Genomic DNA, 26,244 nt, shown 5'->3' with positions numbered 1-26,244 from the left:
GCGTGCCTCCCGTCCACAGTTTCCGGCGGGCCAAGCTGGACATCCTGCCCTACGGGCAATTTGCCCAGACGGCGAAACCACGGCAAGTTGCTAGCATGGGCACCATCGAGTGAAGCCGAAGAAGAGGGACGGCCATGTTCGAAGGTTTCGATCCGGTGCTCCTGGCGCGCATCCAGTTCGCCTTCACCGTCTCCTTTCACATCATCTTCCCGTCCTTCACGATCGGGCTCGCCTCCTATCTCGCCGTCCTTCACGGCCTGTGGATGTGGACGGGCCGGCAGTTCTATATCGCCGTCTTCCAGTACTGGCTGAAAATCTTCGCGGTCTCCTTCGCCATGGGCGTCGTCTCTGGCATCGTCCTGAGCTACCAGTTCGGTACCAACTGGTCAGTCTTCGCGGACAAGACGGGACCCATCCTCGGTCCCTTGATGGCCTACGAGGTGCTGTCCGCCTTCTTCCTGGAGGCCGGATTCCTCGGCGTCATGCTGTTCGGGCTGAACCGCGTCGGGCCGCGCCTGCACTTTTTCGCGACGCTGATGGTGGCGCTCGGCACCTTCGGGTCTGCCTTCTGGATCCTGTCCGTCAATTCCTGGATGCAGACGCCGGCCGGCTACGTGATCGGTGCCAACGGCCAGTTCATGCCGGAAGACTGGTGGGCGATCGTCTTCAACCCGTCCTTCCCCTACCGGCTCGTCCACATGGTGCTCGCAGCCTATCTGACGACTGCCTTCGTGGTGGGCGCCGTCGGTGCGTGGCATCTTCTGAAGGACCGCTCCAACGAGGGCGCGAAGGTGATGTTCTCGATGGCGCTCTGGATGGCCGCCATCGTCGCGCCGATCCAGATCTTCGCCGGCGACCAGCACGGGCTGAACACGCTGGAACACCAGCCGATGAAGATCGCCGCGATGGAGGGGCATTTCGAGACCAACCGCGACGGCGGCATGCCGCTGACGCTTTTCGGCCTGCCCGACATGGAGGCAGGTGAGATGCGCGCGGCGATCGAGATCCCGAACGCCGGCTCCCTGATCCTCACCCACTCGATGAACGGCGAGGTCGCCGGGCTCGACGCCTTCCCGCGCGAGGACTGGCCGAACGTGTGGATCGTCTTCTTCTCCTTCCGCGTGATGGTGGCGATCGGCTTTGCGATGCTGGGCATCGGCGTGTGGTCGCTGTGGCACCGGTGGAAGGGAACGCTGGTGGAGGCGAGTTGGCTGCAACGGGCCTCGGTCGCGATGGGGCCGATGGGCTTCGTCGCCGTCCTCGCCGGCTGGATCACCACGGAGGTCGGCCGCCAGCCCTACACGGTCTACGGCCTGCTTCGAACCGCCGAGAGCCATTCGCCCATCGCGGCTTCGGCGGTCGGCGCCTCGCTCATCGCCTTCATCGTCGTCTACTTCTTCGTGTTCGGCGCCGGCACCTTCTACATCCTGCGCAATATGGCGCGGCCGCCGGAGATCGACGAACAGGGCCCGCGCCCGGACGAGCCGATCCGCACCGCCGGCGTCACACCCGGCCCGCACATGGACGAGGGCGACAACCCCTCCGCTCCGCGTCCGCAGCCGGCCGAATAGGAGGGCGAAACGATGGACCTTCCGCTGATCTGGGCCTTCATCCTGGCCTTCGCCGTCCTTGCCTATGTGGTGCTCGACGGGTTCGACCTCGGCATCGGCATCCTCTTCCCGCTGATGAAGCGCGCAGAGGACCACGACACCGCGATCAACACCGTCGCACCGTTCTGGGACGGCAACGAGACATGGCTGGTGCTGGGCGGCGGCGGGTTGTTCGCCGTCTTCCCGCTGGCCTATGCCGTCGTGATGCCTGCGCTCTACGCGCCGATCATCGCGATGCTCTTGGCGCTCGTCTTCCGCGGCGTCGCCTTCGAGTTCCGCTTCCGCACGGTGCGCTGGCGCAAGACCTGGGATCGCGGCTTCTTCCTCGGCTCCCTGACGGCGGCCTTCGCGCAAGGCATCGCGCTCGGCACCATCGTACAGGGCATCGAGATCGAGAACCGCGCCTATGCCGGCGGCTGGTATGACTGGCTGACGCCCTTCTCCCTGCTGACCGGCGCGGCGGTGGTCGTCGGCTACGCGCTTCTCGGCGCGACGTGGCTGATCATGAAGACGGAAGGTCCCTTGAACCGCGAGGCCGCGGGCTTCGCGAAGGTCGCGGGGTTCGGCACGCTCGTGCTCATCGGCGTCGTCTCGGCGTGGATGCCGTTCCTGCAGGACGAGTTCTTCGCGCGCTGGTTCGCCTTTCCGCAGATCGTCCTCGTCGCGCCCGTTCCGATCCTCGTCGCCCTCGCAGCTCTCGTCCTCTTCCGCTCCCTCGCCAACCACGAATCGGAGCGGCGGCCGTTCCTCGCCTCGCTGGCGCTTTTCGTCCTGTCCTTCATCGGCATCGGCATCTCGTTCTATCCGAACATCCTGCCGCCGGAACTGACGATCTGGGACGCGGCGGCGCCCGACTCCTCGCTCGCCTTCATGCTCGTCGGCGCCGTCCTGCTGGTGCCGATGATCCTCGCCTATACGGGCTATTCCTACTGGATCTTCAGGGGCAAGGTGCGCGAGGGCGAGGGGTATCACCAGCATGGCCACTGATCGTCGCCGCACGGCGAGCGGTCCGCTCTGGAAACGCCTCGCCTGGTTCGCGCTCCTGTGGTGCGCGAGCCTCCTGGCGATCAGCATCGTCGCCTACGCGATCCGGTCGGCGATCCTGTGAGAACGGCGGCCCCCTTTGCGGCAGCCCTCGCCTGCCTCGTCTCGTCGACGGTGACCTCGGCTTCCGAGTTGCAGCCCGTCTCGGTCGCCAGCACGGCGCTCGGCCGCGATATGGCCGTCGAGGTCTATGTGCCGGACGGTCCGGTACCGGCAGAGGGCTGGCCGGTGCTTTATCTCCTCCACGGCCATGACGGAAACGAGCGGAGCTGGGCCGATCTCGGCGGCATCCAGGCAAGGCTCGACCGGCTCATCGCCGACGGGACGATCGCGCCGCTCCTCGTCGTCATGCCCGATGCCGGGAACAGCTGGTACGTGGACTCGGCCGATGTGGACGGGCCGGGCGACTACGAAACCGCGATCACGGTCGATCTTGTCGCCCATGTCGAGGCGAACTATCCGGCGCAGAAGAGCGCCGCCGGCCGCGCCATCGCAGGCCTGTCGATGGGCGGCTTCGGGGCGATCCGCCTCGCCTACGCTCATCCACAGCTCTACACCGCGACCGCCAGCCTTTCGGGCGCGCTGTGGAACAACGTGCCCTCTGAGGATATCAGCGACGATCCGGACGATCTGCGCCTCATCGCCGACAGCGTCTTCTTCCACCGTATCGACGCTGATACGATCGGCACCGGTCGCATTCTGCCGTCCACGGGCGACCACTTCGCCGGCGCCTTCGGCGAGCCCTTCGAGGCAGCGCGCTTCAACGCGCACAACGTCTTCACCCTGCTGCAGCAGGCCGTGGACAGCGACGTGCCGCTGCCCAAGACCTATCTCACGGCAGGCGACGACGACGGCTTCAACCTGTGGCGAGGCGCGATCTCGCTGCACGAGACGCTGATCGCGGATGGCCGCACCTCGGAACTGCGCATCACCGATGGCGACCACGTGTGGTCGCTGTGGTCCGTCTCCATCGTCGACGTCCTGCGCTTCATCGACGCGCAATGGGTCAAGCCAGCGCCTTGAGGCCGCCTATCCGAGCGCGATCTCCGGCACGAAATCCTTCGCCAGCGCCATGTCCTCTTCGAAGGCGGCCTGCTCGCGGGCCTTGGCCGCCGCATCCGGCAGGCGCAGGATGTAGGACGGGTGGACGGTCACGAGGAGCTTGGTGCCCTCGTCGAGATCGATCAGCCGCGAGCGCGTGTCCCGGATCGTGACCGTCTTGCCGAGGACGGAGGCCGCGGCTGTCGCGCCGAGCGCCACGATCAGCTTGGGGCGGATCATCTCGCGCTCGATCTGGAGCCACCAGCGGCAGACCTTCACCTCGCCCATGTTCGGCTTGGCGTGGATGCGCCGCTTGCCGCGCGGCTCGAACTTGAAGTGCTTCACGGCGTTCGTGACATAGGCCTGCCGCCGATCGACGCCGGCCGCCGCGAGCGCTGCGTCGAACACCTTGCCGGCCGGCCCCACGAAGGGGTGGCCGGCCAGATCCTCCTGATCGCCCGGCTGCTCACCGACGAAGATCACCGGCGCATCTGCCGGCCCCTCGCCGAAGACCGTCTGCGTCGCCGGCTCCCAGAGCGGGCACGCCCTGCAGTTCTTCGCCTGCTCGCGCGCTTCCTGCAGATCGTCCGGCCGCTTGTTGAAGCCGGCGAAGACCTCATCCAGGCCGCGCTGTGCCATCATTCGCTCCGCGTTCTTCTCATGGCGCAGGCTCGGCAGCGTCGGCGCGTTCTCGATCATGCGGCGAGCGGCCGCCTCGGCGCCCTTGATGAGCGGATCGATCAGCGCGGCTTCAGGCAGGTTGTGCCAGTATTTCTTCGGCATCTCCGCCTGCATCGCCTTCACCTTCAGCCGGGCCGGGTTGAAGATCGAGGCATAGTAGGTGAGCCAGAGCGCTTCCATGTCGTCGTCCGCCGGCTTCTGATCGGCGGACGCACCCGGGCCAAAGTCCAGTTCCACCCCATCCCAGTGGACGGAGCGCTTCGGCGTCAGGATCGACCATACCATGCCGGTGAAACGCCGCATGAAGAAGGGCGCCGTCAGCTCGACGACGTGGTGGAAGGGCTCGAACCAGGCGATGTAGTGTCGCCCCTCCGGTGTCTCGATCTCCCGAAAGCGCACGAAGGCCTTCATCTTGTGGCTGTCACGGCGCACGGCCTTCGCCATCTCCTGCGCACGTGAAACGTCCGGGTCCGAGACGATCTCCAGAAGCGCCTTTTCATTCTGCAGGCGCCAGAGAAGCCGGTAGGCGAGGCGGAAGCGCTCCGGGTCGCTGTTGCAGACGAGAAGGCCGGCAAGGTCCGGGAAGGCGCGCGGCACGAAAGCGGGCGCCGTGCCCTTGGGCATCGGCGGCAGCGGCTCGGCGAAGAGCTCGCCCGCCTCGCCCTCGACCGAAAAGCTCATATGCTCAGGCTCGATGCCGAGCGCCAACGCCGTGCGCGCGGCCGACCGCCAACCCTCGAAATCAGCCGGGGCGACGAGGCTGGCGACGAACATCAGAACAGGCTCAGCTGCTCGGCCTTCGGCGCGACCAGTGGGCGCAAATGCTCACGATCGGTCAAGCCGCCGGGCGACCAGTCGAGCGCCGATACGAAAGGGCGGACCCTCTCGACCGAATGGCAGAGCTTCGCCACATCGTCGAGCCGAAGCGTGCGATGGCGGCGCGTCGACAGAATGCGGTCGACAGCCTTCGTCCCGAAGCCCGGAACGCGCAGCAGCGTCTCGCGATCGGCGCGGTTGACGTCGACCGGAAATCGGCCGCGGTTCTTCAAAGCCCAGGCCAGCTTGGGATCGATCGAGAGATCGAGCATCCCGCCGATGCCGCCCGAGACGATCTCGCCGCGTTCGAAACCGTAAAAGCGCATCAGCCAATCCGCCTGGTACAGCCGATGCTCGCGCATCAAGGGCGGCTTGGCGAGCGGCAGGCGCGAGGACGCATCGGGGATCGGCGAGAAGGCCGAATAGTAGACGCGGCGCAAACGGTAATTGCCGTAGAGGTTCTCGGAACGCGACAGGACCGCGTCGTCGTCCGAGCCGTCCGCGCCGATGATCATCTGCGTCGACTGACCGCCCGGAGCGAACTTCTTCGGCCGCGCCCGGTCCTTCTTCTCACCCTTGTGCTCCTCGATCTTGAGCCGCAGGTGCCCCATCGAGCGCTTGATGTCGCGCGGTGCCTTTTCCGGCGCGAGCGCGCCGAGAGAGAGATCCGTCGGCAGTTCGATGTTGATCGACAGTCGGTCGGCGAAAAGCCCCGCCTCCTCGATCAGCGCGGGCGAGGCATCCGGGATGGTCTTCAGGTGGATGTATCCGGCAAAGCCATGCTCGAGGCGCAGCTTTCGTGCTACGCGCACCATCTCCTCCATCGTGTAATCCGAGTTGCGGATGATGCCGGAGGAGAGGAACAGGCCCTCAATGTAGTTGCGCTTGTAGAAGTTGAGCGTCAGCTCGACGACTTCGTCCACCGAGAAGCGCGCCCGCGCCACGTTCGATGAGGAGCGATTGATGCAATAGACGCAGTCATAGATGCAGAAATTGGTCAGAAGGATCTTGAGGAGCGAGATGCATCGCCCGTCCGGCGCATAGGCGTGGCAGATGCCGGAGCCTTCCGTCGATCCTATACCCTTCGTCTTCGACGAGTCGCGTTTCGTCGAGCCGCTGGACGCACAGGATGCATCGTATTTCGCGGCGTCCGATAGGATCGCGAGCTTGTCGATGAGCGTCGTCTGAGCCATTCGCCCGATATAGCGTTCTCATTTCGTTCGACCAAGCGGCTTGACGGCGTGACCCTTGGCCGCACTTTGAACGCTCGGTTCAGCGGACGTTCAGGCGGACGCGAGCATGTTGGCGCCATCAAGCTGGCGAGCGCGAAGCGGCCAAGGCACAAACGAGGAAACGATGATGCGCAAGATTTTCCAGAGCATGCTGGCAGTCGCGGTTCTGGCGACGGGCTCTCTGTCTTTCGCCACTCCGCAGGCGTCCGCGCAGGGCGTGCGGATCGAGGTCGGCCCGCGGGGCGTCGAGGTCGACCGGGTTCGCGATCGCGATCGCGGGCGCAGCTTTTGCGATCGCAACCCGCGGGCTCGCGAGTGCCGCGGCCATGACCGCCGCGACCGGCATTGGGACCGTGGCGACCGTGGGCGCGATCGCTATCATGGTCCGCGTCCGAGCCGCGCCTCGGTCGCACGCTGCGCCCAGCGTTACCGGTCCTACGACCCGCGCACCCACACTTATGTGGTGAACAGCCGCGGTGACCGACGCGTCTGCCGCCTCTGAGGACGCACCACACGCCCTCCGACCCGCCGCCGGCCGAACGCCGGACGGATCGCCCCCCTCGCCTGCTTCAGCGGGCGGGGATTTACGTGCAGCCTCGCGCAGAGCCGCAAACCTGTGGCGCAAGTCCCACAAAACCTTCATGGAATAGCCTGCCCCGCGACCAAATGGCGCCATCGGTCGATTCGACGGTTGTCGCAACGTCGGCTTGCAGGCATCTTTCCGAAGCACGCTTCGGGGGAAGTGCCGGCCGTCTGGCCGCTCGCATGAAAAGGCCGGTTCGCCGCCTTCTCGTTCGCTCCCGGAGCAGACCGGGTCCTTGCGAAGAGAAGACGTTCATTTGCGTATCGAATTCAAGGGCCTTCTTGGCGGTATCGCCGCATTCGCCGTGGCGTCGACGAGCCTTCTTGCCTTGGCGCCGACGAGTGCCGACGCGCGCAGCCTTCTCGACCCGTTCGGTCTTTTTACCAGCGACGAGGACGAGGACGAGGAAGGCGACGATATCGTCGATCCGGTCGAGTACACTGTCACCCTGACGGTCTCGCCCGAGATCGAGGATCTCGAAAGCACACTGCGCTCGGCTTCCACCCTCGTTGCCGATGAGGACGAGGCGGTGTCCGGCTCGCTCGGTCTTCTGTCGAAAGCCCGGAACGACCGCCGGCGCCTTGTTGCGGCGCTGTTCGAGAATTCCCGCTACGGCGGTATCGTCACGATCCGCATCCAGGGGCAGGACATCGCCGAACTGCAGCCGGACGCGACCTTCGACACGTCCGGCCCGGTGCCCGTCGAGATCTTCGTTCAGCCGGGCGATCTTTTCACGGTCGGGCGCGTGGCGCTTTCCACCGACAACGGCCGTGTCCTCGATCCCGAGACCTATGAACTGACTCCCGGATCATCGGCCGATTCCACCCGGATCCTCGCCGCCGAGAACCAGGTCTTCCGCGATCTGCGCAACGAGGGCCGCCCCTTCGTCGCCGTCACGGGGCGCGACGTCGTCGCCGACCACGCGACCGACACGCTGGACTATGCGCTGGAGCTTTCGCCAGGCGAGCCCGTGCCCTTCGGCCAGACCAGCGTCACCGGCACGCAAGAGGTCATCCCGGGCTTTGTGGCCTACATGGCCGGGATCGAGCCCGGCACGATCTACTCGCCGGAGGATCTCGAGCTCGCCCGCGAGCGCCTCGTCTCCCTCGGCGTCTTCTCGTCAGTGAACGTGCGCATCGCGGACGCGCAGGCCTCCGACGGCACGGTGCCGGTTCTGGTCGAGGTTTCCGAGCGTCCGTTCAACACGCTGGGCGCCGGCGCCACCTTCTCCAACACGGACGGCGCGGGCGTGAATGCCTATTATGAGCGCCGCAATCTGTTCGGCCGCGCCGAGAGCATCCGCCTCGAAGGCTCGGTCAGCCGCATCGGCGCCAACGAGATTTCCGACAATGGCCGCGAGATCGACGGCGTCGACTTCCGCGGCGGGGCGACCTTCCGCAGGCCAGGCGTTCTCGGGCCCGACTCCGTCTATGTCGGCTCGCTGATCGCGCTGCGCGAACAGCCGCTCGCCTACGACCGCTACTCCATCGCGGGCACAAGTGGGGTCGAATACAAGATCGACGAGGTGCAGAGCGTCATCGCGGGCATCCGCGTCGAATACGAGGAGATCACCGACTATCTGGGCGACGACGAATTCCTGATCGCCTCGGCGCCCCTCACCTACACCTTCGACAACCGTGACGACGAGCTGAACCCGACCGAGGGGCTCCGCCTGCAGGCCTATGTCGAACCTTCCTACGATGCGCTGGGCTCGACGCCCTTCGTCAAGGCACGCGGCGACGTCTCGGCCTATCTCTCCTTCGACGAGAACGATCGCTTCATCGTCGCCGGCCGCGCCGCGCTCGGCTCGGTCTTCGGCGCGGACCTTGAGGATGTGCCAAACTCCCGGCGCTTCTATGCCGGCGGCGGCGGCTCGGTGCGCGGCTACGTTTTCCAGTCGATCGGCCCCTACTACCCGGACTTCGCCCTCCCCGGCACCAACCCGATCTTCGTCGACACGCCGACCGGCGGCCTTTCGCTCTTCGAGGCATCCGCCGAACTGCGCATCGGGGTGACGGAGAACATCCAGATCGTGCCGTTCATCGACGGCGGCACGGTTTCCGACGATCTTTTTCCCGATTTCGGCGAGTTCAAGCTCGGGGCCGGCGTCGGCGCGCGATATCTGACGAGCTTCGGCCCGATCCGCATCGACGTCGGCATTCCGCTCGATCCGGGCCCGCGCGACGGCTCGTTCCAGATCTATGCCGGCATCGGACAGGCCTTCTGATGATGACGCTCTCCCGCTCCCTTGCCCCGCTCGCTCTCGCCGCCGGTTTCGCCGTCGCGCCGGCTGCTCCGGCGAACGCCCAGCAGTTCGTCGCCAACCAGATCGCCAACCTCATCTCTTCGGAGAACGCGCAGGTCGAGATCACCGGCCTGTCCGGCGCGCTGTCGGGGGCTCTGCGCATCGGCGAGATCACCGTCTCTGACGCGGACGGCGTCTATCTGACCGCGACCGACCTCGCGATGGACTGGTCGCCGCTGGCGCTCGCGCGCTCCAACGTCTCCATCGAGAACCTGTCCGCCGGCCAGATCACGCTGACGCGCCTGCCGGGCTCGGCGCCCGCCGATCCAGACGAGCCGGAGGCGCCGTCCGGCGGCTTCTCGCTGCCCTCGATCACGGCCAACATCCAGCAGATCGCCATCACGGAATTCGTGCTGGGCGAAGCGGTCGCGGGCACGCCTGCGCGCCTTTCGGCCAACGCGTCCTTGTCGCTGACCAACGACCCGACCGCGCTCGACGTCTCGGCCAATATCCAGCGCCTCGACCAGCCCGGCGAGATTGCGTTGCAACTCGGATTCGCGCCCGACGACAACCGCCTCGTCGTCGAGGTCAACGCTTCCGAGCCCGCCGGCGGCATCGTCGCGGGCCTCCTGTCGCTGCCGGATTCCCCGCCGGTGCAGCTGACGATCACCGGCAACGGCCCGCTGAACGACTTCTCGGCCGAAGGCTCGCTCGACATCGCCTCGGAGCGTGCGATCACGCTTTCGGCGCAGGTCTCCGACAGCGCGGACGGCCGGCGCATCGCGGCCGACATCTCCACCATCACCGGGCCCTTCGTCCCCGAGCAGTATGTCGATATCGTCGGCGAGACGGCCGAGGTCGACGTCGCCGTCCTGCTCGGCGAGAACGGCATGATCGTCATCGATCAGGGGCGTGTCGTCTCCGGCAATCTCCAGCTCGACGCAGCGGGCGCCTACGATCCGAACGGGTCGGCGAACGACCTGCGGGTGACGCTGGCGACCGCCGCCGGCAACCCGATCCCGCTCGGCTTCGGTGAGGGCGTATCGCGCGCCCAGCTCGAAATCTCGAGCCTGAACGCCACCCTGCGCGGCGCGCTGTCCTCGGCCGCCGTCGAGGCGACGACCTCGCTGCGCACCGCGTCCTTCGGCGACTATGCAGCGCAGGAGCTGAACGCCAGCCTCTCGACGCCCGGCTTCGACATCAACAGTCTGCGCGGCCCCTTCGCCGTCAGCGCCAACATCCGCTCGGCCTCGGCACCGGAAGGCGTGCAGTCGCGCTTCCTTCAAGGTCCGATCACCTTGCGCGCGGCCGGCTCGCTGACCGAGAACGGGATCGTCCTCGACGAGAACGCCTTGTCGACCGCTGTCGCCAACGCCGCGGTCACCGGCAATGCGGCGCTGGACTTCTCCACATTCGACCTCGCGCTGAACACCGATTTCGCCACGACGGCGCTATCCGATGCCACCGTTCCCTATGCCGGCGAGCGCGTCACCGTCGCCGGCAACGTTGCGCGCAACGCCGAGGGCGTCCTGTCGGCCAACAATCTCGCGGTGGATGGCGAGGGCCTTCAAGTGCGCGGCTCGGCCAGCCTGAACGGCGAGGAGATCGCAGCCGACATCGAGGGCAGCCTCGACCAGTCCGCCAACGCGCAGACCGGCTTCACCGGGCGCGCGGCCTTCGATCTCGCGGCCAGCGGCCAGCTCGCCGCCCCGCAGGTCGATTTGACGCTGACCGGCGCCGACCTCCTCGTCAGCGGGCGTGAGCTCACCGATCTTGACGCGCGCGTTCAGGGGACCTTCGCGCCGGACGCGCCGAACGGCACCATCGCCGTCTCCGGTTCCTACAACCAGCAGCCCCTGCGCCTGACGGCCGACTTCGAGACCCTGGCCGAAGGCGAGCGGGCTCTGCGCAATCTCCTGATCGAGCAGGGCGAGAACACGGTCACGGGCGAGGTCGTCCTCGACACGCAGAACGTGCCGACGGGTGCCGTCGACATCGCCGCACCCGATCTGTCGACGCTCGCAGCGCTCTTTGGGCAAGACGCCTCGGGCGATCTTTCCGGCTCGGCCAATTTCTCGACGGGCGGTGACGGCGCGCCCGTCGCCGATGTGGACCTTTCGTCCGCAAGCCTCGTCGCCGCCGGCAACACGCTGGCAGGCCTCGACGTCGAACTGCGCCTGACGGACTATCTCCTGCGCCCCGTGGCCGCCGGCACGCTCGCCGCCGCACGGCTGGAGGCCGGCACGCTCCTCGTCGAGGATCTCGACGTCGATCTCGCAAACCTGAACGACCAGACGGTCATCGACGCAGGCGTCAGCGTCAACGCCGTTCCGATTGCCTTCGTCGGCGACCTTCAGGTCATCGACACGGGCGTTCGGCTCGCACTGCGCCAGCTGAGCGCGGAGATCGAGGACGCCGCCGTCTCGCTCGACCAGCCGACGACGATCGTCCTGGGCGGCGGCATCACCAATCTCGGCCAGATCGCACTCTCGGTCGGCGACGGATCGCTGAACGCTTCGGGCACGATCGGCGAGGGCGTGGATCTCGACGTCGCGCTCGACGCCTTCCCGCTGGCGGTGGCCAATCCCTTCGTCGAGGGACTGGACGCCGACGGCTTCCTGACCGGAACGCTCGACGCGGCCGGCTCCGCAAGCAATCCCCGCGCAGACTTCACCCTCTCGGGCTCCGCGATCGCGACCAGCCAGACGCGCGCCGCCGGCCTCGATGCGCTCCAGCTCTACGTCGAAGGCCGCTACCGCAACGCCGTCACGACGCTGGAGCAGGCGACGCTGGACCTCGGCGAAGGCTCGATCCGCGCGACCGGCGACATCGGCGAGACGCTGGCGCTCGACCTTGCCCTCAACGCCATCCCCGTCTCGCTCGCCAACGGCTTCGTGGACGGGCTGGACGCACAGGGGTCCATCTCGGGCACCGCGCGCGCGACCGGCCGCGCGGACAACCCCGTCGTCATCTTCGACGTCGACGGCACCGGCATCACCGCCGCGCAGATCGCCGCGTCCGGCATTGCGCCGATCACGCTCGACGTCGCCGGCGCGTTGCGCAACGGCACCGTCAGCTTCGACAACGCGGTCGCCGATATCGGCGACGGCGAGATCCGAGCCGTCGGCAGCGTCGGGCGCAACCTCAACCTGCAGCTCGACCTCGCCGATGTGCCCGTCGGCCTCGCCAACGGCTTCGTCGACGGGCTGGACGCTTCCGGGACGCTCTCCGGCAACGCCGCGGCGATGGGCTCCATCGCCAATCCGCAGGCGAGCTTCGAGCTGGCGGGCGCGAACGTCTCGGCCGCACCCCTGCGCCAGTCCGGCGTCGAGACGGTCGCGCTCGACCTCTCCGGCGCCTATGCCGAAGGCACGCTCAATCTGCGCCGGGCCGAAATCGACGCCGGCAGCGGGCGGCTTTCGGCGACGGGTGCCGTCGGCCAGACGCTCGACCTGCGCCTCGTCCTCGACAATCTGCCCGTCGCGCTCGCCAATGCCGTCGTCACCGATCTCGGCGCCCAGGGAACGCTCACGGGCAACGCCATCGCCAGCGGATCGCTCCAGGCGCCCACCGCGACTTTCGACGTGACGGCCGACGGCATTTCGGTCGCGCAGACCCGTGCGGCGAACGTGCCGGCGCTCGACGCCGTGGCACGAGGCTCGTACGAGAACGGCACGGCCACGATCCAGACCGGCACGGTCCAGGTCGGAACCGGCAGCCTTTCGGTCTCGGGCACGGTCGGCGAACTTCTCGACATCGATCTCATCGTCAACCAGCTTCCGCTGGCGCTCGCCGACGGCTTCGTGCCGGACCTCGGTGCGCAGGGCACCCTGTCCGGCAACGTCTCGGCGTCCGGCCCTCTCGCAAACCCCGCCGCCGAGTTCGACGTCAACGCGACGGGCGTTTCCGTGGCGCAGGCCCGCACCTTCGGAGCCCCGCCGCTGAACGCTGTCGCGGCCGGCAGCTATGCCAACGGCACAGCGCAGCTCGCCAATGCCCGCATCGACCTTGAGGGCGGCGGCACGGTGACGGCGACCGGCACGGTCGGCCAGCAGTTGAACGTCGACGTCACGCTTGCCGCGATCCCCGCTTCGCTCGCCAGCGCCGTGGCGCCCGACATCGCGCCGACCGGCACAATCGCCGGCACGGTCTCGGCCACGGGCTCGATCTCCAACCCGTCCGTCACCTACGATGTCGGCGTCACGGGCCTTTCGGTCGTACAGACCCGCGATGTCGGCGTCGGGCCGCTGAACGTCTCGGCGGACGGCACCTATGGCAACAACGCGGTGAACCTCAACTCGCTGACGCTCGCCGGCTCGGGCATCGACTTCTCGGCCTCCGGCTCGGTGAACGTCGCCGGCACGCCGAGCTTCGATCTCTCGCTCAACGGCACCGCGCCGCTCTCGATCGCCAACCGGATCCTGGCCGAGGGAGGGCGTTCGGTCAGCGGCAACGTCGCGGTGAACGCGCAGGTGTCCGGCACCGCTGCGAGCCCGAACGTCAACGGCACGATCTCGACCGCCGGGGCGCAGTTCATCGACACGGGCTCCAACGTCGTCGTCAACGACATCACGACGACGATCGCGCTCTCCGGCCAGACCGCGACCTTCCAGAGCTTCTCGGCCCAGCTCGGCCAGGGCGGCACGATCAATGTCGGCGGCGCGGTAGGCTTCGGCGACGGCTTTCCCGCCAATCTGACCATCACCGCGGACGGCGCGCGCTACGCCGACGGCGAACTCATCACCACGACGGTCGACGCGCAGCTGACCCTCACAGGCCCGCTCACCGGTGGGCCGACGCTCGGCGGTGTCATCAACGTGCGCGAGGCCAACATCCTCGTGCCGGAGAACCTGCCGAGCTCGCTCGCGCAGATCGACGTGCGCCACGTCAACGCGCCGCCGGCCGTCTACCGCCAGCAGCGCGAGCTCAACCCCGAACAGGCATCCCCTGGCGGCGGGGGCGGCGGCATCAATCTCGACCTGACGTTGAACGCTCCCAACCAGGTCTTCGTGCGTGGGCGCGGGCTCGACCTCGAGGTGGGCGGCTCCATCCGCATCACCGGCCCGTCCTCCAATCTCGCCATCGTCGGTGCCTTCGAACTCCAGCGCGGACGCTTCCAGATCCTCTCACGCCGCCTCGATTTCGAGCGCGCTTCGCTCACCTTCTCCGGCGATCTGGTGCCGACGCTCGACATCGTCGCCGCCTCCGACACCGGCGAGGCGACGGTTCGCATTCTGATCACCGGGCCGGCGAACAATCCGAGCTTCGCCTTCACCTCCTCCCCTGCCCTGCCACAGGACGAGGTGCTGGCACGGCTGATCTTCGGGCAGGCCACGACGGACCTGTCGCCGCTTCAGATCGCCCAGCTCGCGAGCGCGGTCGCCACGCTGACCGGCGTCGGCGGATCGTCCGGGCTCCTCGACAATCTGCGCTCGCAACTCGGCGTCGACGACATCGACATCCGCACCACGGCCGACGGGCAGGCGGCGGTCGGCGTCGGCAGCTACCTCAATGAGAACACCTATGTCGGCGTGGATTCCACCGGTCGCGTCTCGATCGACCTCGAGCTTGGCGCCAACGTGAAAGCGCGCGCGGCGGTCTCGGCGACGGAAGGCGGCGGCGGCGAGGTCGGCATCTTCTACGAACGTGAATACTGACCGGGATCGGGCGCTGCGAGCGCGTGCCCCCTTCCCCATCGCGAGAATGCCTTAGATAATCGCCCGGACCGGCACGGTGCCCTCACAGGCGCCGTCGCCCTTGCATGGCATCGAGGGGTTCAATCGTGAGCGAATTTTCCAAACCGGCGGCCGGTGCCGCGACGGAGGATCTGCGGCGGCGGGGCGCGGCTGCGCGCGAGACGGGCGCAAGGGCCTTTTTCGCGCAGGACCCCGGCCGCTTCGAGCGGTTCTCCTTCTCCCTAGACGATCTTCTCCTCGACCTTTCGAAATGCGCGATCGGTCCGAAGGATCTCGGGGCGCTGATCGCCTTTGCGCGCGAGCGCGACCTCGAGGCGCGACGCGATGCGATGTTCGCCGGTGCGAAGATCAACGCGACGGAAGGGCGAGCCGTCCTTCATGTGGCGCTGCGCGGGCGGCCAGCGGATGGCTTTTCGGTCGACGGCGAGCCGGTCGGCGACGACGTCGCCGCGGTGCTGGCCGCCATGGGCGACTATTCGGACGCGATCCGCTCGGGCAAGCTCACCGGCGCGACCGGCCAGCGTTTCACCGACGTCGTCAATATCGGCATCGGCGGCTCGGATCTCGGCCCCGCGATGGCCTGCCTTGCCCTCGCGCCCTATCACGACGGTCCGCGCACGCATTTCGTCTCCAATGTCGATGGCGCGCATATCGCCGACACGCTGAAGAGCCTCGATCCGGCGACGACGCTCTTCATCATCGCGTCGAAGACCTTCACCACCATCGAGACGATGACCAACGCGCGCACCGCGCGGGCCTGGATCGCCAAGGCGCTCGGCGAGGACGCGGTCGGCGCGCATTTCTGCGCCGTTTCCACCGCGCTCGACAAGGTGGCCGCCTTCGGCATTGCGGAAGACCGCACCTTCGGCTTCTGGGACTGGGTGGGCGGTCGCTACTCGCTCTGGTCGGCGATCGGCCTGCCGGTCATGATCGCCGTCGGCCGAGAGGACTTCGCGCAGTTCCTGGCGGGCGCGCGCGATCTCGACCGCCATTTCGCGGACGCCCCGCTGGAGGCGAACCTGCCCGTTCTTCTCGGCCTCGCTGGCTGGTGGCACCGCGTCGCGCAAGAGTGCCCGACGCGCGCGGTCATTCCCTACGACCAGCGTCTCGCCCGCCTGCCGGCCTATCTCCAGCAGCTCGATATGGAATCGAACGGCAAGCATGTCGGCCTCGACGGCGGCGCGGTTCCGACGCCCACCGGCCCGGTCGTCTGGGGTGAGCCCGGCACCAACGGCCAGCACGCCTTCTTCCAGCTTCTGCACCAGGGCACCGACATCATTCCGGTGGAGTTCATCGTGGGAGCCAACGCCCACGAGACCGAGCTCGCCGAGCATCAGGAATTGCTCCTCGCCAACTGCCTCGCGCAGAGCGAAGCCCTGATGAGGGGCCGCACGTTGGAGGAGGCGCGCGAACAGCTCGTCGCCGGGGGCAAGGCGCCCGAGGAGGCCGAGCGCATCGCGCCGCACCGCGTCTTTTCGGGCGACAGGCCCTCGATCACGATCGTCTACGGCAAGCTGACGCCCTATGCCTTCGGACGGCTGATCGCCCTCTACGAGCACCGTGTCTTCGTTGAGGCACAGTTGTTCGGCATCAACGCTTTCGACCAGTGGGGCGTGGAACTGGGCAAGGAGCTGGCGACCGGGCTCCTGCCTCTGGTCAAGGGAGAGGTCGCACCTGGGGAGGATCGAGACGGTTCAACGCGTGGACTTCTGTCCGCGATCGCCAATCTGAAAGCTTGAGGATACTCCCGATGTCCGCCATCGCGAAGATGCCCAACGGTACGCGCACCCTGAAGTCCGAGCCGCGTCGCAACGACGCCGACACGCTGGCGCAGGAGATCGTCGAGAAGCTGACCTATGCGATCGGCAAGACGACTGATGCCGCGCGTCTGCATGACTGGGAATATGCAACGGCGCTCGCCGTGCGCGACCGCATCATCGACCAGTGGCTGACGTCCAACCGGCAGACGCGGGAATCGGGCGCCAAGCGCGTCTGCTACCTCTCGATGGAGTTCCTGATTGGCCGCCTCCTGCGAGACGCGATCTCCAATCTGGGCCTGACCGAACAGGTGCGCGAGGCTCTCGGGCGGTACGGCGTCGAGCTCGATCTCGTCGAGCTTCTGGAACCCGACGCGGCCCTCGGCAATGGCGGCCTCGGCCGCCTCGCCGCCTGCTTCATGGAATCCATGGCATCGCTCGGCGTGCCGGGCTTCGGCTACGGTATCCGCTACGAGCACGGTTTCTTCCGCCAGGAGATCGTGGACGGCGCGCAGGTCGAGCTGCCGGAGACCTGGCTGCAGCACGGCAATCCGTGGGAGATCGAGCGACAGGAGCGCTCCTTCGAGATCGGCTTCGGCGGCAAGGTCACCACGGTCGACGACAACGGCAAGCCACGCTTCGTCTGGCGCCCGGCCGAGCGTGTCCTCGCCGTCGCCTACGACACCCCGGTGATCGGCTGGCGCGGGGCGCACGCCAACACGCTGCGTCTTTGGGGCGCGCAGGCGCTCGATCCGATACTGCTCGATGCCTTCAATTCCGGCGACCATGTCGGCGCTCTTCTGGAGTCCAACCGTGCCGAGGCGATCACCCGCGTTCTCTACCCGGCCGATTCCCATCAGGCGGGCCAGGAACTGCGCCTTCGCCAGGAGTATTTCTTCTCCTCGGCCTCGCTGCAGGACATCATCCGCCGGCATCTGGCGCTGAACGACGACCTGACGAACCTCGCCGACAAGGTCGCGATCCAGCTCAACGACACGCATCCGGCGGTCTCCGTTGCCGAGCTGATGCGTCTTCTGGTCGACGTTCACGGCATGGACTGGGACGCGGCGTGGACGGTGACGCGTGAGACGTTCTCCTACACCAACCACACGCTCCTGCCCGAGGCGCTGGAGACCTGGCCGGTGCAGCTCTTTGAGCGCCTGCTGCCGCGTCAGATGCAGATCATCTACGCGATCAACGCGCAGATCATCCAGGGCGCGCGGTCCGAGCGGGACTTTTCGGGCGAGGAGATCGCCGCGATCTCGCTGATCGACGAGAACAACGGCCGACGCGTGCGCATGGGCCAGCTGGCCTTCGTCGGCTCGCACACGGTCAACGGCGTCTCGGGCCTGCACACCGAACTCATGAAGGAGACGGTGTTCCACGATCTTCACAAGCTCTACCCGGACCGCATTCAGAACAAGACCAACGGCGTGACGCCGCGCCGTTGGCTGTTCCAGTCCAATCCCGGCTTGACCGATCTCGTCTCCGACGCGATCGGCGAAGGCTTCAAGGACGATTTCAACAGACTCGGAGAACTCGACCGCTTCGCGGAGGACGCGAGCTTCCGCGAACGTTTCGCGGCGGTGAAGCGCGTCAACAAGGAGCGGCTCGCAACGCTCGTCGAGGAGCGCCTTGCCATCTCGCTCGACCCGGACGCGATCTTCGACATCCAGGTCAAGCGCATCCACGAATACAAACGCCAGTTCCTCAACATTATCGAGGCGGTTGCGCTCTACGAACAGATCCGCGCCCACCCGGAGATCGACTGGACGCCGCGAGTCAAGATCTTCGCCGGCAAGGCAGCGCCCTCCTATGTCCAGGCCAAACAGATCATCCATCTGGCCGGCGACGTCAGCCGTGTCATCAACTCCGACCCCGCCGTGCGCAACCTCCTCAAGGTGGTGTTCGTCCCGAACTACAATGTCAGCCTGGCCGAGATCATCATGCCGGCAGCCGACATCTCCGAGCAGATCTCCACCGCCGGCCTCGAAGCTTCGGGCACCGGCAACATGAAGTTCGCCCTCAACGGCGCGCTGACCATCGGCACGCTCGACGGCGCCAATGTCGAGATGCTGGAGCATCTGGGCGAGGAGAACATCTTCATCTTCGGCCTCAAGGCCGACGAGGTCGCGGAGCGGCGCGCACGCGGCGTCGGCGGGCAGGAAGCGGTGAGCGAGCAGCCTCTCTTGCGCTCGGCGCTGGATTCCATCGCCTCGGGCGTTTTCTCGCCAGACGCGCCGGGCCGCTACGCCTCGCTGGTCGACGCAGTGCGCGACCGCGACTGGTGGATGATCGCGGCTGATTTCCGTGCCTACTGGGACACGCAGCGTCAGCTCGACGCGCTCTGGACCGACCGCGCGCGCTGGGATGAGATCTCGGTGCGCAACACGGCGCGCATGGCCTGGTTCTCGGCGGACCGCACAATCGGCGAGTATGCCCGCGACATCTGGCGCGCCGGGCCTTCGCGCTGACGATACGTCTGTGAATTATCGTGCCTCGGCACCTTCCCTCTTGTGGAAGGTGCCGAAGCCGGCGCTATCTTGAGTGTGATCAGACAGCCGACGGGGCGGCGACCGCCGATCGCCGGGCGACGGGAGGACGAAAAGATGGCGGACGCAACGCGCAACGCGCCGATCTCGCGCGACACGATGGCCTACGTGCTGGCTGGCGGGCGCGGTTCGCGCCTGATGGAACTCACGGATTCGCGCGCCAAGCCCGCAGTCTATTTCGGCGGCAAGGCCCGCGTCATCGATTTCGCCCTTTCGAACGCCGTCAATTCAGGCATCCGGCGCATCGGCGTCGCCACCCAGTACAAGGCGCACAGCCTGATCCGTCATCTGCACCGGGGCTGGAATTTCCTGCGGCCGGGCCGCAACGAGAGCTTCGACGTGCTGCCCGCCTCACAGCGCGTATCTGAAGACCAGTGGTATGCGGGCACGGCCGACGCCGTCTATCAGAACATCGACATCATCGAGGATTACGCGCCGCGCTACATCATCATTCTGGCGGGCGACCACATCTACAAGATGGACTACGAGATCATGCTCCATCAGCATGTGGACTCGGGAGCGGACGTGACCGTCGGATGTCTGGAGGTCCCACGCATGGAGGCGGTCGGCTTCGGCGTGATGCATGTCGACGAGAAGGGCCGCATCACCGACTTCATCGAGAAGCCCTCGGACCCGCCCTCGATCCCCGGCCGCCCGGACACCGCGCTTGCCTCGATGGGCATCTACGTCTTCGACACGGCCTTCCTTGCCGACCAGCTGCGTCGCGATGCAGCCGATCCGAACTCGGACCGCGACTTCGGGCGGGACATCATCCCCCACATCGTGCGGCACGGCACGGCCTACGCCCACTCCTTCAACACCTCCGTCGTCCAGTCCGAGGCGGAGACCGACGCCTACTGGCGCGATGTCGGCACGGTCGATGCCTATTGGCAGGCCAATATCGACCTCACGGACGTCGTGCCCCCGCTCGATATCTACGATCGGGACTGGCCGATCTGGACCTATGCCGATGTGACGCCGCCGGCCAAGTTCGTCCATGACGAAGACGGGAGACGCGGCTCGGCCGTATCCTCGCTCGTCTCGGGCGATTGCATCATCTCCGGCGGCTCGCTGCGCCGCTCGCTCCTCTTCACCGGCGTGCGACAGCACTCCTGGTCCGTACTCGATCACGCCGTTGTCCTGCCGCAATGCGTGATCGGGCGCGGTGCACGCATCTCGCGCGCGGTGATCGATCGCGGTGTCCATATTCCGGACGGTCTCGTCATCGGCGAGGATCCTGAGCTCGACGCCCAGCGGTTCCGTCGCACGGCCAACGGCGTCTGCCTCGTCACCAAGCCCATGATCGACCGGCTTCGCGCCCAATGACGAGCGTCCTCTCCGTTTCCTCGGAGGTGTTTCCGCTGGTAAAGACAGGCGGGCTCGCGGACGTGGCGGGCGCCTTGCCCGCCGCCCTGAAGCCCTTCGGCATTGAGATGCGCACGTTGATGCCGGCCTATCCCGGCGTCGTCGCCAAGGTCGGCGCGAGCGAGCCGGTCCACCGGTTCCCCTCGCTGTTCGGCGGGCCGGCCATGCTCCTCTCGGCCCAGAGCGCCGGGCTGGATCTCCTGCTCCTCGACGCACCGCATCTTTACGAGCGTGCTGGCGGCCCCTATGCCGGGCCGGGCGGCTACGACCACCCGGACAACTGGGCGCGCTTTGCCGCGCTCAGCCGAGCGGCCGCTGATATCGGCCTCGGTGCCGTGCCGGGTTTTGCGCCCCAGATCGTCCATGCGCACGACTGGCAGGGTGCGCTCGCGCCCGTGTACCTCGCCTTCGAGGATGCGCCCAAACCGAAGACCCTCGTCACCATCCACAATCTCGCCTTCCAGGGCACCTTTCCCTACGGCGTCTTCCCGCGTCTCGGCCTGCCGCCGGAAGCGTGGTCCATCGAGGGCGTCGAATATTACGGCTCGGTCGGCTTCCTGAAGGGTGGCATCCACGCCTGCGACTGCGTGACGACCGTCAGCCCCACTTATGCGCGCGAGATCGTGACTCCCGAAGGCGGCATGGGGCTCGACGGGCTTCTGGCCGGGCGTGGCGAGGAACTGGTTGGCATCGTCAACGGCGTGGACACCGCCGTGTGGGACCCGCGCACCGACCCGCACATCGCCTCCAACTACGACGCGAACGACCTCGACGCCCGTCGGCCGAACCGCGACGCGCTCGTCGACGAGTTCGCTCTCGACGTCGAGGACGGTCCGATCCTCGCCGTCGTCTCCCGCCTGACCTGGCAGAAGGGCATGGACGTTCTAGCAGAGGCGCTCGGCTCGATCCTCGATGCAGGCGTGCGCATGGTCATCGTCGGCTCGGGCGACCGGCTTCTCGAAGGCGCCTTCCTCGCGGCGCAGGCGCGCCGGCCGGGTCGTGTCGGCGTGCGCATCGGCTACGACGAAGCCCTGGCGCATCGCGTTCAGGCCGGGGCCGACGCCCTACTCGTGCCCTCCCGCTTCGAACCCTGCGGGCTGACGCAACTCTGCGCCCTACGCTACGGCTGCCTGCCCGTCGTCACGCGCGTCGGCGGCCTCGCCGATACGGTGATCGACGCCAATTTCGCCGCGATGGTCGCGGGCGCAGCCACCGGCATCGTCTTCTCGCCGCTGTCGGTGGAGGCCCTTCAGGGCGCCGTGCAGCGGCTCGTAACCCTTCATGCGAACCACGATGCGTGGCGGCGCTGCCAGATTCAGGCGATGCGCTCCGACGTTTCCTGGGACGCGAGCGCGGCGCGCTACGCGAGCCTCTACGACACCCTTCTATCACAAGAGAACTGAGCCGATGCCGATCCGCACCGTCGCGACCAAGCCCTACGGCGACCAGAAGCCAGGCACATCGGGCCTGCGCAAGAAGGTCCCGCATTTCCAGCAGGAGAACTACGCGCAGAACTTCATCCAGGCAATCTTCGACGCGGCCAATGCCAACGCGGGCGGCGGCGACGGCAGAACGCTGGTGATCGGCGGCGACGGGCGCTTCTTTAACGCCGAGGTCGTGCGCATCGCCATCCGCATGGCCGCCGCCAACGGCTATGCGCGCATCGTCGTCGGCCAGAACGGCATCCTGTCGACGCCGGCGGCCTCCAACCTCATCCGCAAGCGCGGCGCCTCGGGCGGCATCATTCTTTCGGCCAGCCACAACCCGGGGGGGCCGAACGGCGATTTCGGCATCAAATATAATGTCGGCAATGGCGGCCCCGCCCCCGAAGGCGTAACCGCCGACATCTACACCCGCACCAAGACCATCGCCGAGTACCGGATCGTGGAGGAAGAGGCGCCGGACCTTTCGGCGATCGGCGAGCACCGCCTCGGCGATTCTACGGTCGAGATCGTCGATCCCGTCGCCGATTACGCGACGCTGATGGAGACGATCTTCGACTTCGACAAGATCCGCGCCGCCATCGCCGGAGGATTGACGCTGCGCTTCGACGCGATGCACGCCGTCACCGGCCCTTATGCGCACGAGATTCTCGAGAAGCGCCTCGGCGCGCCGGCCGGCACCGTCCTCAACGGCAAGCCGTCCGAGGATTTCGGCGGCGGCCACCCGGACCCGAACGTCGTCTGGGCAGCGCCCCTCGTCGATCTACTGATGGGGCCGACGGCGCCCGACTTCGGCGCCGCCTCTGACGGCGACGGCGACCGCAACATGATCCTCGGGCGCGGCATCGTCGTGACGCCCTCGGATTCGCTCGCGATCCTTGCGGCCAACGCCCATCTCGCGCCGGCCTACAGACAGGGCATCGCGGGCATCGCGCGCTCGATGCCGACGAGCCAGGCCGCCGACCGCGTGGCCAAGAAACTCGGCGTCGGCATGTACGAGACTCCGACCGGCTGGAAGTTCTTCGGCAACCTCCTCGATGCCGGCAAGGTGACGATCTGCGGCGAGGAGAGCGCGGGAACCGGCTCGGATCATGTGCGCGAGAAGGATGGCCTCTGGGCCGTCCTTCTCTGGCTGAACATTCTCGCCGTGCGCGGCGCGAGCGTCGCGGAGATCGCCGCCGACCACTGGCGCACCTACGGGCGCACCTACTATCAGCGCCACGACTTCGAGGAAGTGGATGCCGCGGCCGCCGAAGGGCTGATGGAATCCTTGCGCGATCGCCTCGCCTCGATGTCCGGCCAACGCTTCGGCTCGCTCATCGTGCAGGAGGCCGACGATTTCTCCTATCGCGATCCGGTCGACGGCTCGGTCTCCACCGGCCAGGGCGTGCGCATCGTCTTCTCGGGCGGCTCGCGCATCGTCTTCCGCCTGTCGGGCACCGGGACGGTGGGCGCCACGCTGCGCGTCTATCTCGAACGCTACGAGCCTGATCCGGCGCGCCACGACCTCGCCGTCGAGGACGCACTCGCCGAACTCATCGGCATTGCGGATTCGGTCGGTGAGATCCGCCAGCGCACCGGGCGCACGCAGCCGGACGTTCGCACCTGATGCAAGCCATCCGCTCGGTCGGCGCACGGCACTGGCTGGCCGTCGCCGGTCTCGTCGCGCTCATGGCGGCCATCCTTCTGTGGATGGGCCGCGTGCCGATCTGCGAATGCGGCACGGTGAAGCTGTGGCATGGCGAGACAGTGAGTTCGGAGAACTCGCAGCATCTCTCCGACTGGTACTCGCCCTCGCATTTCATCCATGGCCTGCTGTTCTACGCGATCCTGTGGGTGTTCGCGCGGCGCGTCTCGCTCGGGCATCGGCTGGTCATCGCGACGCTCGTCGAGATCGCGTGGGAAGTTGTCGAGAACACCGACGCCGTCATCCAACGTTACCGCGAGGCGACGATCGCGCTCGACTATTTCGGCGACAGCGTCGTCAATTCGGTGAGCGACGTCGCCTTCATGGTGGTCGGTTTCCTGTTCGCCGCGCGCATGCCGGTCTGGGTCAGCGTCGTCCTCGCCGTCGCGCTGGAGCTCTTCGTCGGCTGGATGATCCGCGACAATCTCACCCTCAACGTCCTGATGCTTGTGTGGCCACTCGACGCCGTGCGCGCCTGGCAGGGCGCCGCGTGAGCTTCACCGTCACGGCCGAGCGCGGATGCCCGCAGCGCTTCGGCGCGACGCCGGTTCCGGGCGGCGTCGAGTTCGCCCTCTTCTCCTCCGCTGCCGAAACGGCCTGGCTCTGCCTGTTCGAACCGGGCGAACCGCTGGAATCGCAGCGCCTCGCCCTGCCAGGCCGCGAGGGCGATGTCTTCTACGGCTTCGTGCCGGGTCTTGGCGAAGGTGCGCTTTACGGCCTGCGCGCGAGCGGGCCTTTTGCACCCGAGCGTGGCGCGCGCTTCGACGAGAGGAAACTTCTCGTCGATCCCTACGCACTGCGCCTCGACCGTCCCTTCCGCCACGATGCGGCGCTCTGCAATTTCGGAACTCAGACGGCGCCGCTGGTGCCGCGCGCCATCGTCTCGGCGTTGCCGAAGGCCGCCCCGCCTTTGCCGGCCGGGGCGCCGGGCTTCACCTACGAAGTGCTGACGCGCGGCTTCTCAATGCGCCATCCGGGCGTGCGGCCCGACTATCGCGGCACGGTCCTCGCCTTCACCGAAGAAGCCGTCCTGGACGACCTTGCGCGCCTCGGCGTCGAGACGGTGGAGTTCATGCCGCTCGCCGCGTGGATCGACGAGCGGCATCTGCCGCCGCTCGGCCTCTCCAATGCTTGGGGCTACAACCCGATCGCCCACATGGCGCCTGACCCGCGCCTTGCGCCGGGCGGCCTGCCGGATATCGCCCGCGCTGTCTCGGCCCTGCATGGTCGCGGCATCCGCGTCCTTCTCGACGTCGTCCTCAATCATTCGGGCGAAAGCGACGAGCTCGGCCCGACGCTCTCTTACAGGGGGCTCGACAACGCCGCCTATTATCGCCTGCGCCAGGACGACGCCGCGCTCTACGTCAACGACACGGGCACCGGCAACACCTTCGCCGCCGAGCGCGCCCCGGTCGTGCAGCTCTTCCTCGACACCCTGCGCACCTGGGCCGAGGCGACGGGCATCGATGGCTTCCGCTACGACCTCGCGCCCGTCCTTGGCCGAGACGCGAAGGGCTTCTCCCCCGATGCGCCCTTCTTCCGGGCGCTGGCGAAGGACCCGGTCCTGAAGAACCGCATCCACGTCGCCGAGGCCTGGGACATCGGACCGGGCGGCTATCGCGTCGGCGAATTCCCGCCCCCCTTCATCGAATGGCAGGACAGGTTCCGCGACGATGTGCGCCGCTTCTGGCGTGGCGACCGTTCGATGGTGCCGGCGCTCGCCATGCGCCTTGCCGGCTCGCACGATCTCTTCGAGGCACCCTCCCGCGGCGTCAACATGATCGCGGCCCATGACGGCTTCACCCTCGCCGACATCACCATGTACGAGCGGCGCCACAACGAGGCTAACGGCGAGGGCAATCGCGACGGCCACGCCGACAACCACTCCTGGAACAACGGCCATGAGGGGCCGACCGACGACCCGGCGATCATCGCGCGCAGGGGGCGCGACATGCGCGCGCTTCTCGCCACACTCTTCCTCTCGCGCGGAAACCTTCTTCTGGTCGCGGGTGACGAGTTCGGCCGCACGCAGCACGGCAACAACAACGCCTATGCCCAGGACAACGCGACCACCTGGCTCGATTGGGCTCGCGCGGACATGGAGATAGCTGCGATGGTCGCCCGCCTGGCCGCCCTTCGCCGCCGCTTTCCGGCACTCGGAGGCGAAGAATTCGCGCCGGGCGGCTCGGCCTCCTGGCTCTCCGAGCACGGCCGGGCGATGGAGAACGGCGAGTGGGACGACCCGTCCCGCCGCTTTCTCGGTTTCTTCGTCGAGGACGGGGCGGAGCGGCTGATCGCCTATTTCAACGCCGCGCAAGCTGACGTGCCGGTCCTGCTGCCCACCCCGGACGGCGGTCGCGACCTCGTGCTCGAACTCCAGAGCGACCGGCCCGACCTGCCGCCCCGCGCGCTCGATCCGGGCGCCGGGCTCGTCGTCACGGCGCGCTCGGTCTTCGTGCTCGTCGAAAGCGCGAGCGCCTGATCGCCTCCGTT

16 protein-coding genes are annotated in these 26,244 nt (G+C 67.4%); 14 read left to right on the top strand and 2 right to left on the bottom strand.

Going from position 1 to position 26,244, the window contains the following annotated elements; genetic code table 11:
- Positions 1–134 precede the first annotated feature (134 nt).
- From H1343_RS05520 to H1343_RS05505, 4 genes are read left to right on the top strand one after another with little or no spacing between them, the layout of a single operon-like run.
- Positions 135–1,571 carry a cytochrome ubiquinol oxidase subunit I gene (locus H1343_RS05520; RefSeq protein WP_185984915.1) on the top strand — a complete coding sequence of 479 codons (1,437 nt, stop codon included), beginning with the start codon at positions 135–137 and terminating at the stop codon, positions 1,569–1,571.
- Between the two features lie 12 nt (positions 1,572–1,583).
- Positions 1,584–2,597 carry a cytochrome d ubiquinol oxidase subunit II gene (gene cydB, locus H1343_RS05515; protein WP_185984914.1) on the top strand — a complete coding sequence of 338 codons (1,014 nt, stop codon included), beginning with the start codon at positions 1,584–1,586 and terminating at the stop codon, positions 2,595–2,597.
- The gene (locus H1343_RS05510) at positions 2,587–2,718 is read left to right on the top strand and encodes a DUF2474 family protein (RefSeq protein WP_185984913.1); all 132 of its coding nucleotides are present in this window, start codon (positions 2,587–2,589) and stop codon (positions 2,716–2,718) included. Before cydB ends, H1343_RS05510 begins: the two co-directional genes overlap by 11 nt.
- The gene (locus H1343_RS05505) at positions 2,715–3,677 is read left to right on the top strand and encodes an alpha/beta hydrolase (protein WP_425484631.1); all 963 of its coding nucleotides are present in this window, start codon (positions 2,715–2,717) and stop codon (positions 3,675–3,677) included. The genes H1343_RS05510 and H1343_RS05505 overlap by 4 nt, the downstream gene beginning before the upstream one ends.
- A 6-nt stretch (positions 3,678–3,683) precedes the next feature.
- Here the strand turns inward: H1343_RS05505 and H1343_RS05500 are convergent, their stop codons facing one another.
- Both H1343_RS05500 and H1343_RS05495 read right to left on the bottom strand, forming a co-directional pair.
- Positions 3,684–5,150, bottom strand: coding sequence for a UdgX family uracil-DNA binding protein (locus tag H1343_RS05500; RefSeq protein WP_185984912.1), 1,467 nt, complete (start codon positions 5,148–5,150; stop codon positions 3,684–3,686).
- Positions 5,150–6,385 carry a putative DNA modification/repair radical SAM protein gene (locus H1343_RS05495; RefSeq protein ID WP_185984911.1) on the bottom strand — a complete coding sequence of 412 codons (1,236 nt, stop codon included), beginning with the start codon at positions 6,383–6,385 and terminating at the stop codon, positions 5,150–5,152. Before H1343_RS05495 ends, H1343_RS05500 begins: the two co-directional genes overlap by 1 nt.
- 163 nt (positions 6,386–6,548) lie before the next feature.
- Here H1343_RS05495 and H1343_RS05490 point away from each other — a divergent pair, with 163 nt between their 5' ends.
- The 10 genes from H1343_RS05490 (at position 6,549) to glgX (ending at position 26,233) form a co-directional block, all read left to right on the top strand.
- Entirely contained in the window at positions 6,549–6,926 is a 378-nt protein-coding gene (locus H1343_RS05490) for a BA14K family protein (protein WP_210270085.1), read from the top strand.
- A 337-nt stretch (positions 6,927–7,263) separates the two neighbouring features.
- Positions 7,264–9,234: an autotransporter assembly complex protein TamA gene (locus tag H1343_RS05485; RefSeq protein WP_246333362.1), complete on the top strand. Its 1,971-nt coding sequence runs from the start codon at positions 7,264–7,266 to the stop codon at positions 9,232–9,234.
- Positions 9,234–14,909, top strand: coding sequence for a translocation/assembly module TamB domain-containing protein (locus tag H1343_RS05480; protein ID WP_185984910.1), 5,676 nt, complete (start codon positions 9,234–9,236; stop codon positions 14,907–14,909). Before H1343_RS05485 ends, H1343_RS05480 begins: the two co-directional genes overlap by 1 nt.
- Positions 14,910–15,013: 104 nt before the next feature.
- Positions 15,014–16,687, top strand: coding sequence for a glucose-6-phosphate isomerase (gene pgi, locus H1343_RS05475; RefSeq protein ID WP_185984909.1), 1,674 nt, complete (start codon positions 15,014–15,016; stop codon positions 16,685–16,687).
- Positions 16,688–16,698: 11 nt separating this feature from the next.
- Positions 16,699–19,179, top strand: coding sequence for a glycogen/starch/alpha-glucan phosphorylase (locus H1343_RS05470; RefSeq protein WP_185984908.1), 2,481 nt, complete (start codon positions 16,699–16,701; stop codon positions 19,177–19,179).
- Positions 19,180–19,314: 135 nt separating this feature from the next.
- The gene (gene glgC / locus H1343_RS05465; protein ID WP_185984907.1) at positions 19,315–20,583 is read left to right on the top strand and encodes a glucose-1-phosphate adenylyltransferase; all 1,269 of its coding nucleotides are present in this window, start codon (positions 19,315–19,317) and stop codon (positions 20,581–20,583) included.
- The gene (gene glgA / locus H1343_RS05460; RefSeq protein WP_185984906.1) at positions 20,580–22,025 is read left to right on the top strand and encodes a glycogen synthase GlgA; all 1,446 of its coding nucleotides are present in this window, start codon (positions 20,580–20,582) and stop codon (positions 22,023–22,025) included. Before glgC ends, glgA begins: the two co-directional genes overlap by 4 nt.
- Before the next feature lie 4 nt (positions 22,026–22,029).
- Positions 22,030–23,673 carry an alpha-D-glucose phosphate-specific phosphoglucomutase gene (locus tag H1343_RS05455; RefSeq protein ID WP_185984905.1) on the top strand — a complete coding sequence of 548 codons (1,644 nt, stop codon included), beginning with the start codon at positions 22,030–22,032 and terminating at the stop codon, positions 23,671–23,673.
- Positions 23,673–24,245 (top strand): DUF2585 domain-containing protein, encoded by a 573-nt coding sequence (locus H1343_RS05450; RefSeq protein ID WP_185984904.1) that lies wholly within the window; start codon positions 23,673–23,675, stop codon positions 24,243–24,245. Before H1343_RS05455 ends, H1343_RS05450 begins: the two co-directional genes overlap by 1 nt.
- On the top strand, positions 24,242–26,233 hold the full coding sequence (gene glgX, locus H1343_RS05445; RefSeq protein ID WP_185984903.1) for a glycogen debranching protein GlgX: 1,992 nt from the start codon (positions 24,242–24,244) through the stop codon (positions 26,231–26,233). The genes H1343_RS05450 and glgX overlap by 4 nt, the downstream gene beginning before the upstream one ends.
- Positions 26,234–26,244 lie beyond the last annotated feature (11 nt).

It is taken from the genome of Aureimonas mangrovi (assembly GCF_014058705.1).
GTDB classification, from domain to species: Bacteria; Pseudomonadota; Alphaproteobacteria; order Rhizobiales; family Rhizobiaceae; genus Aureimonas; species Aureimonas mangrovi.
The sequence above is the reverse complement of the archived record's forward strand: the minus strand, read 5'-3'. Positions and strand labels throughout refer to the sequence as shown.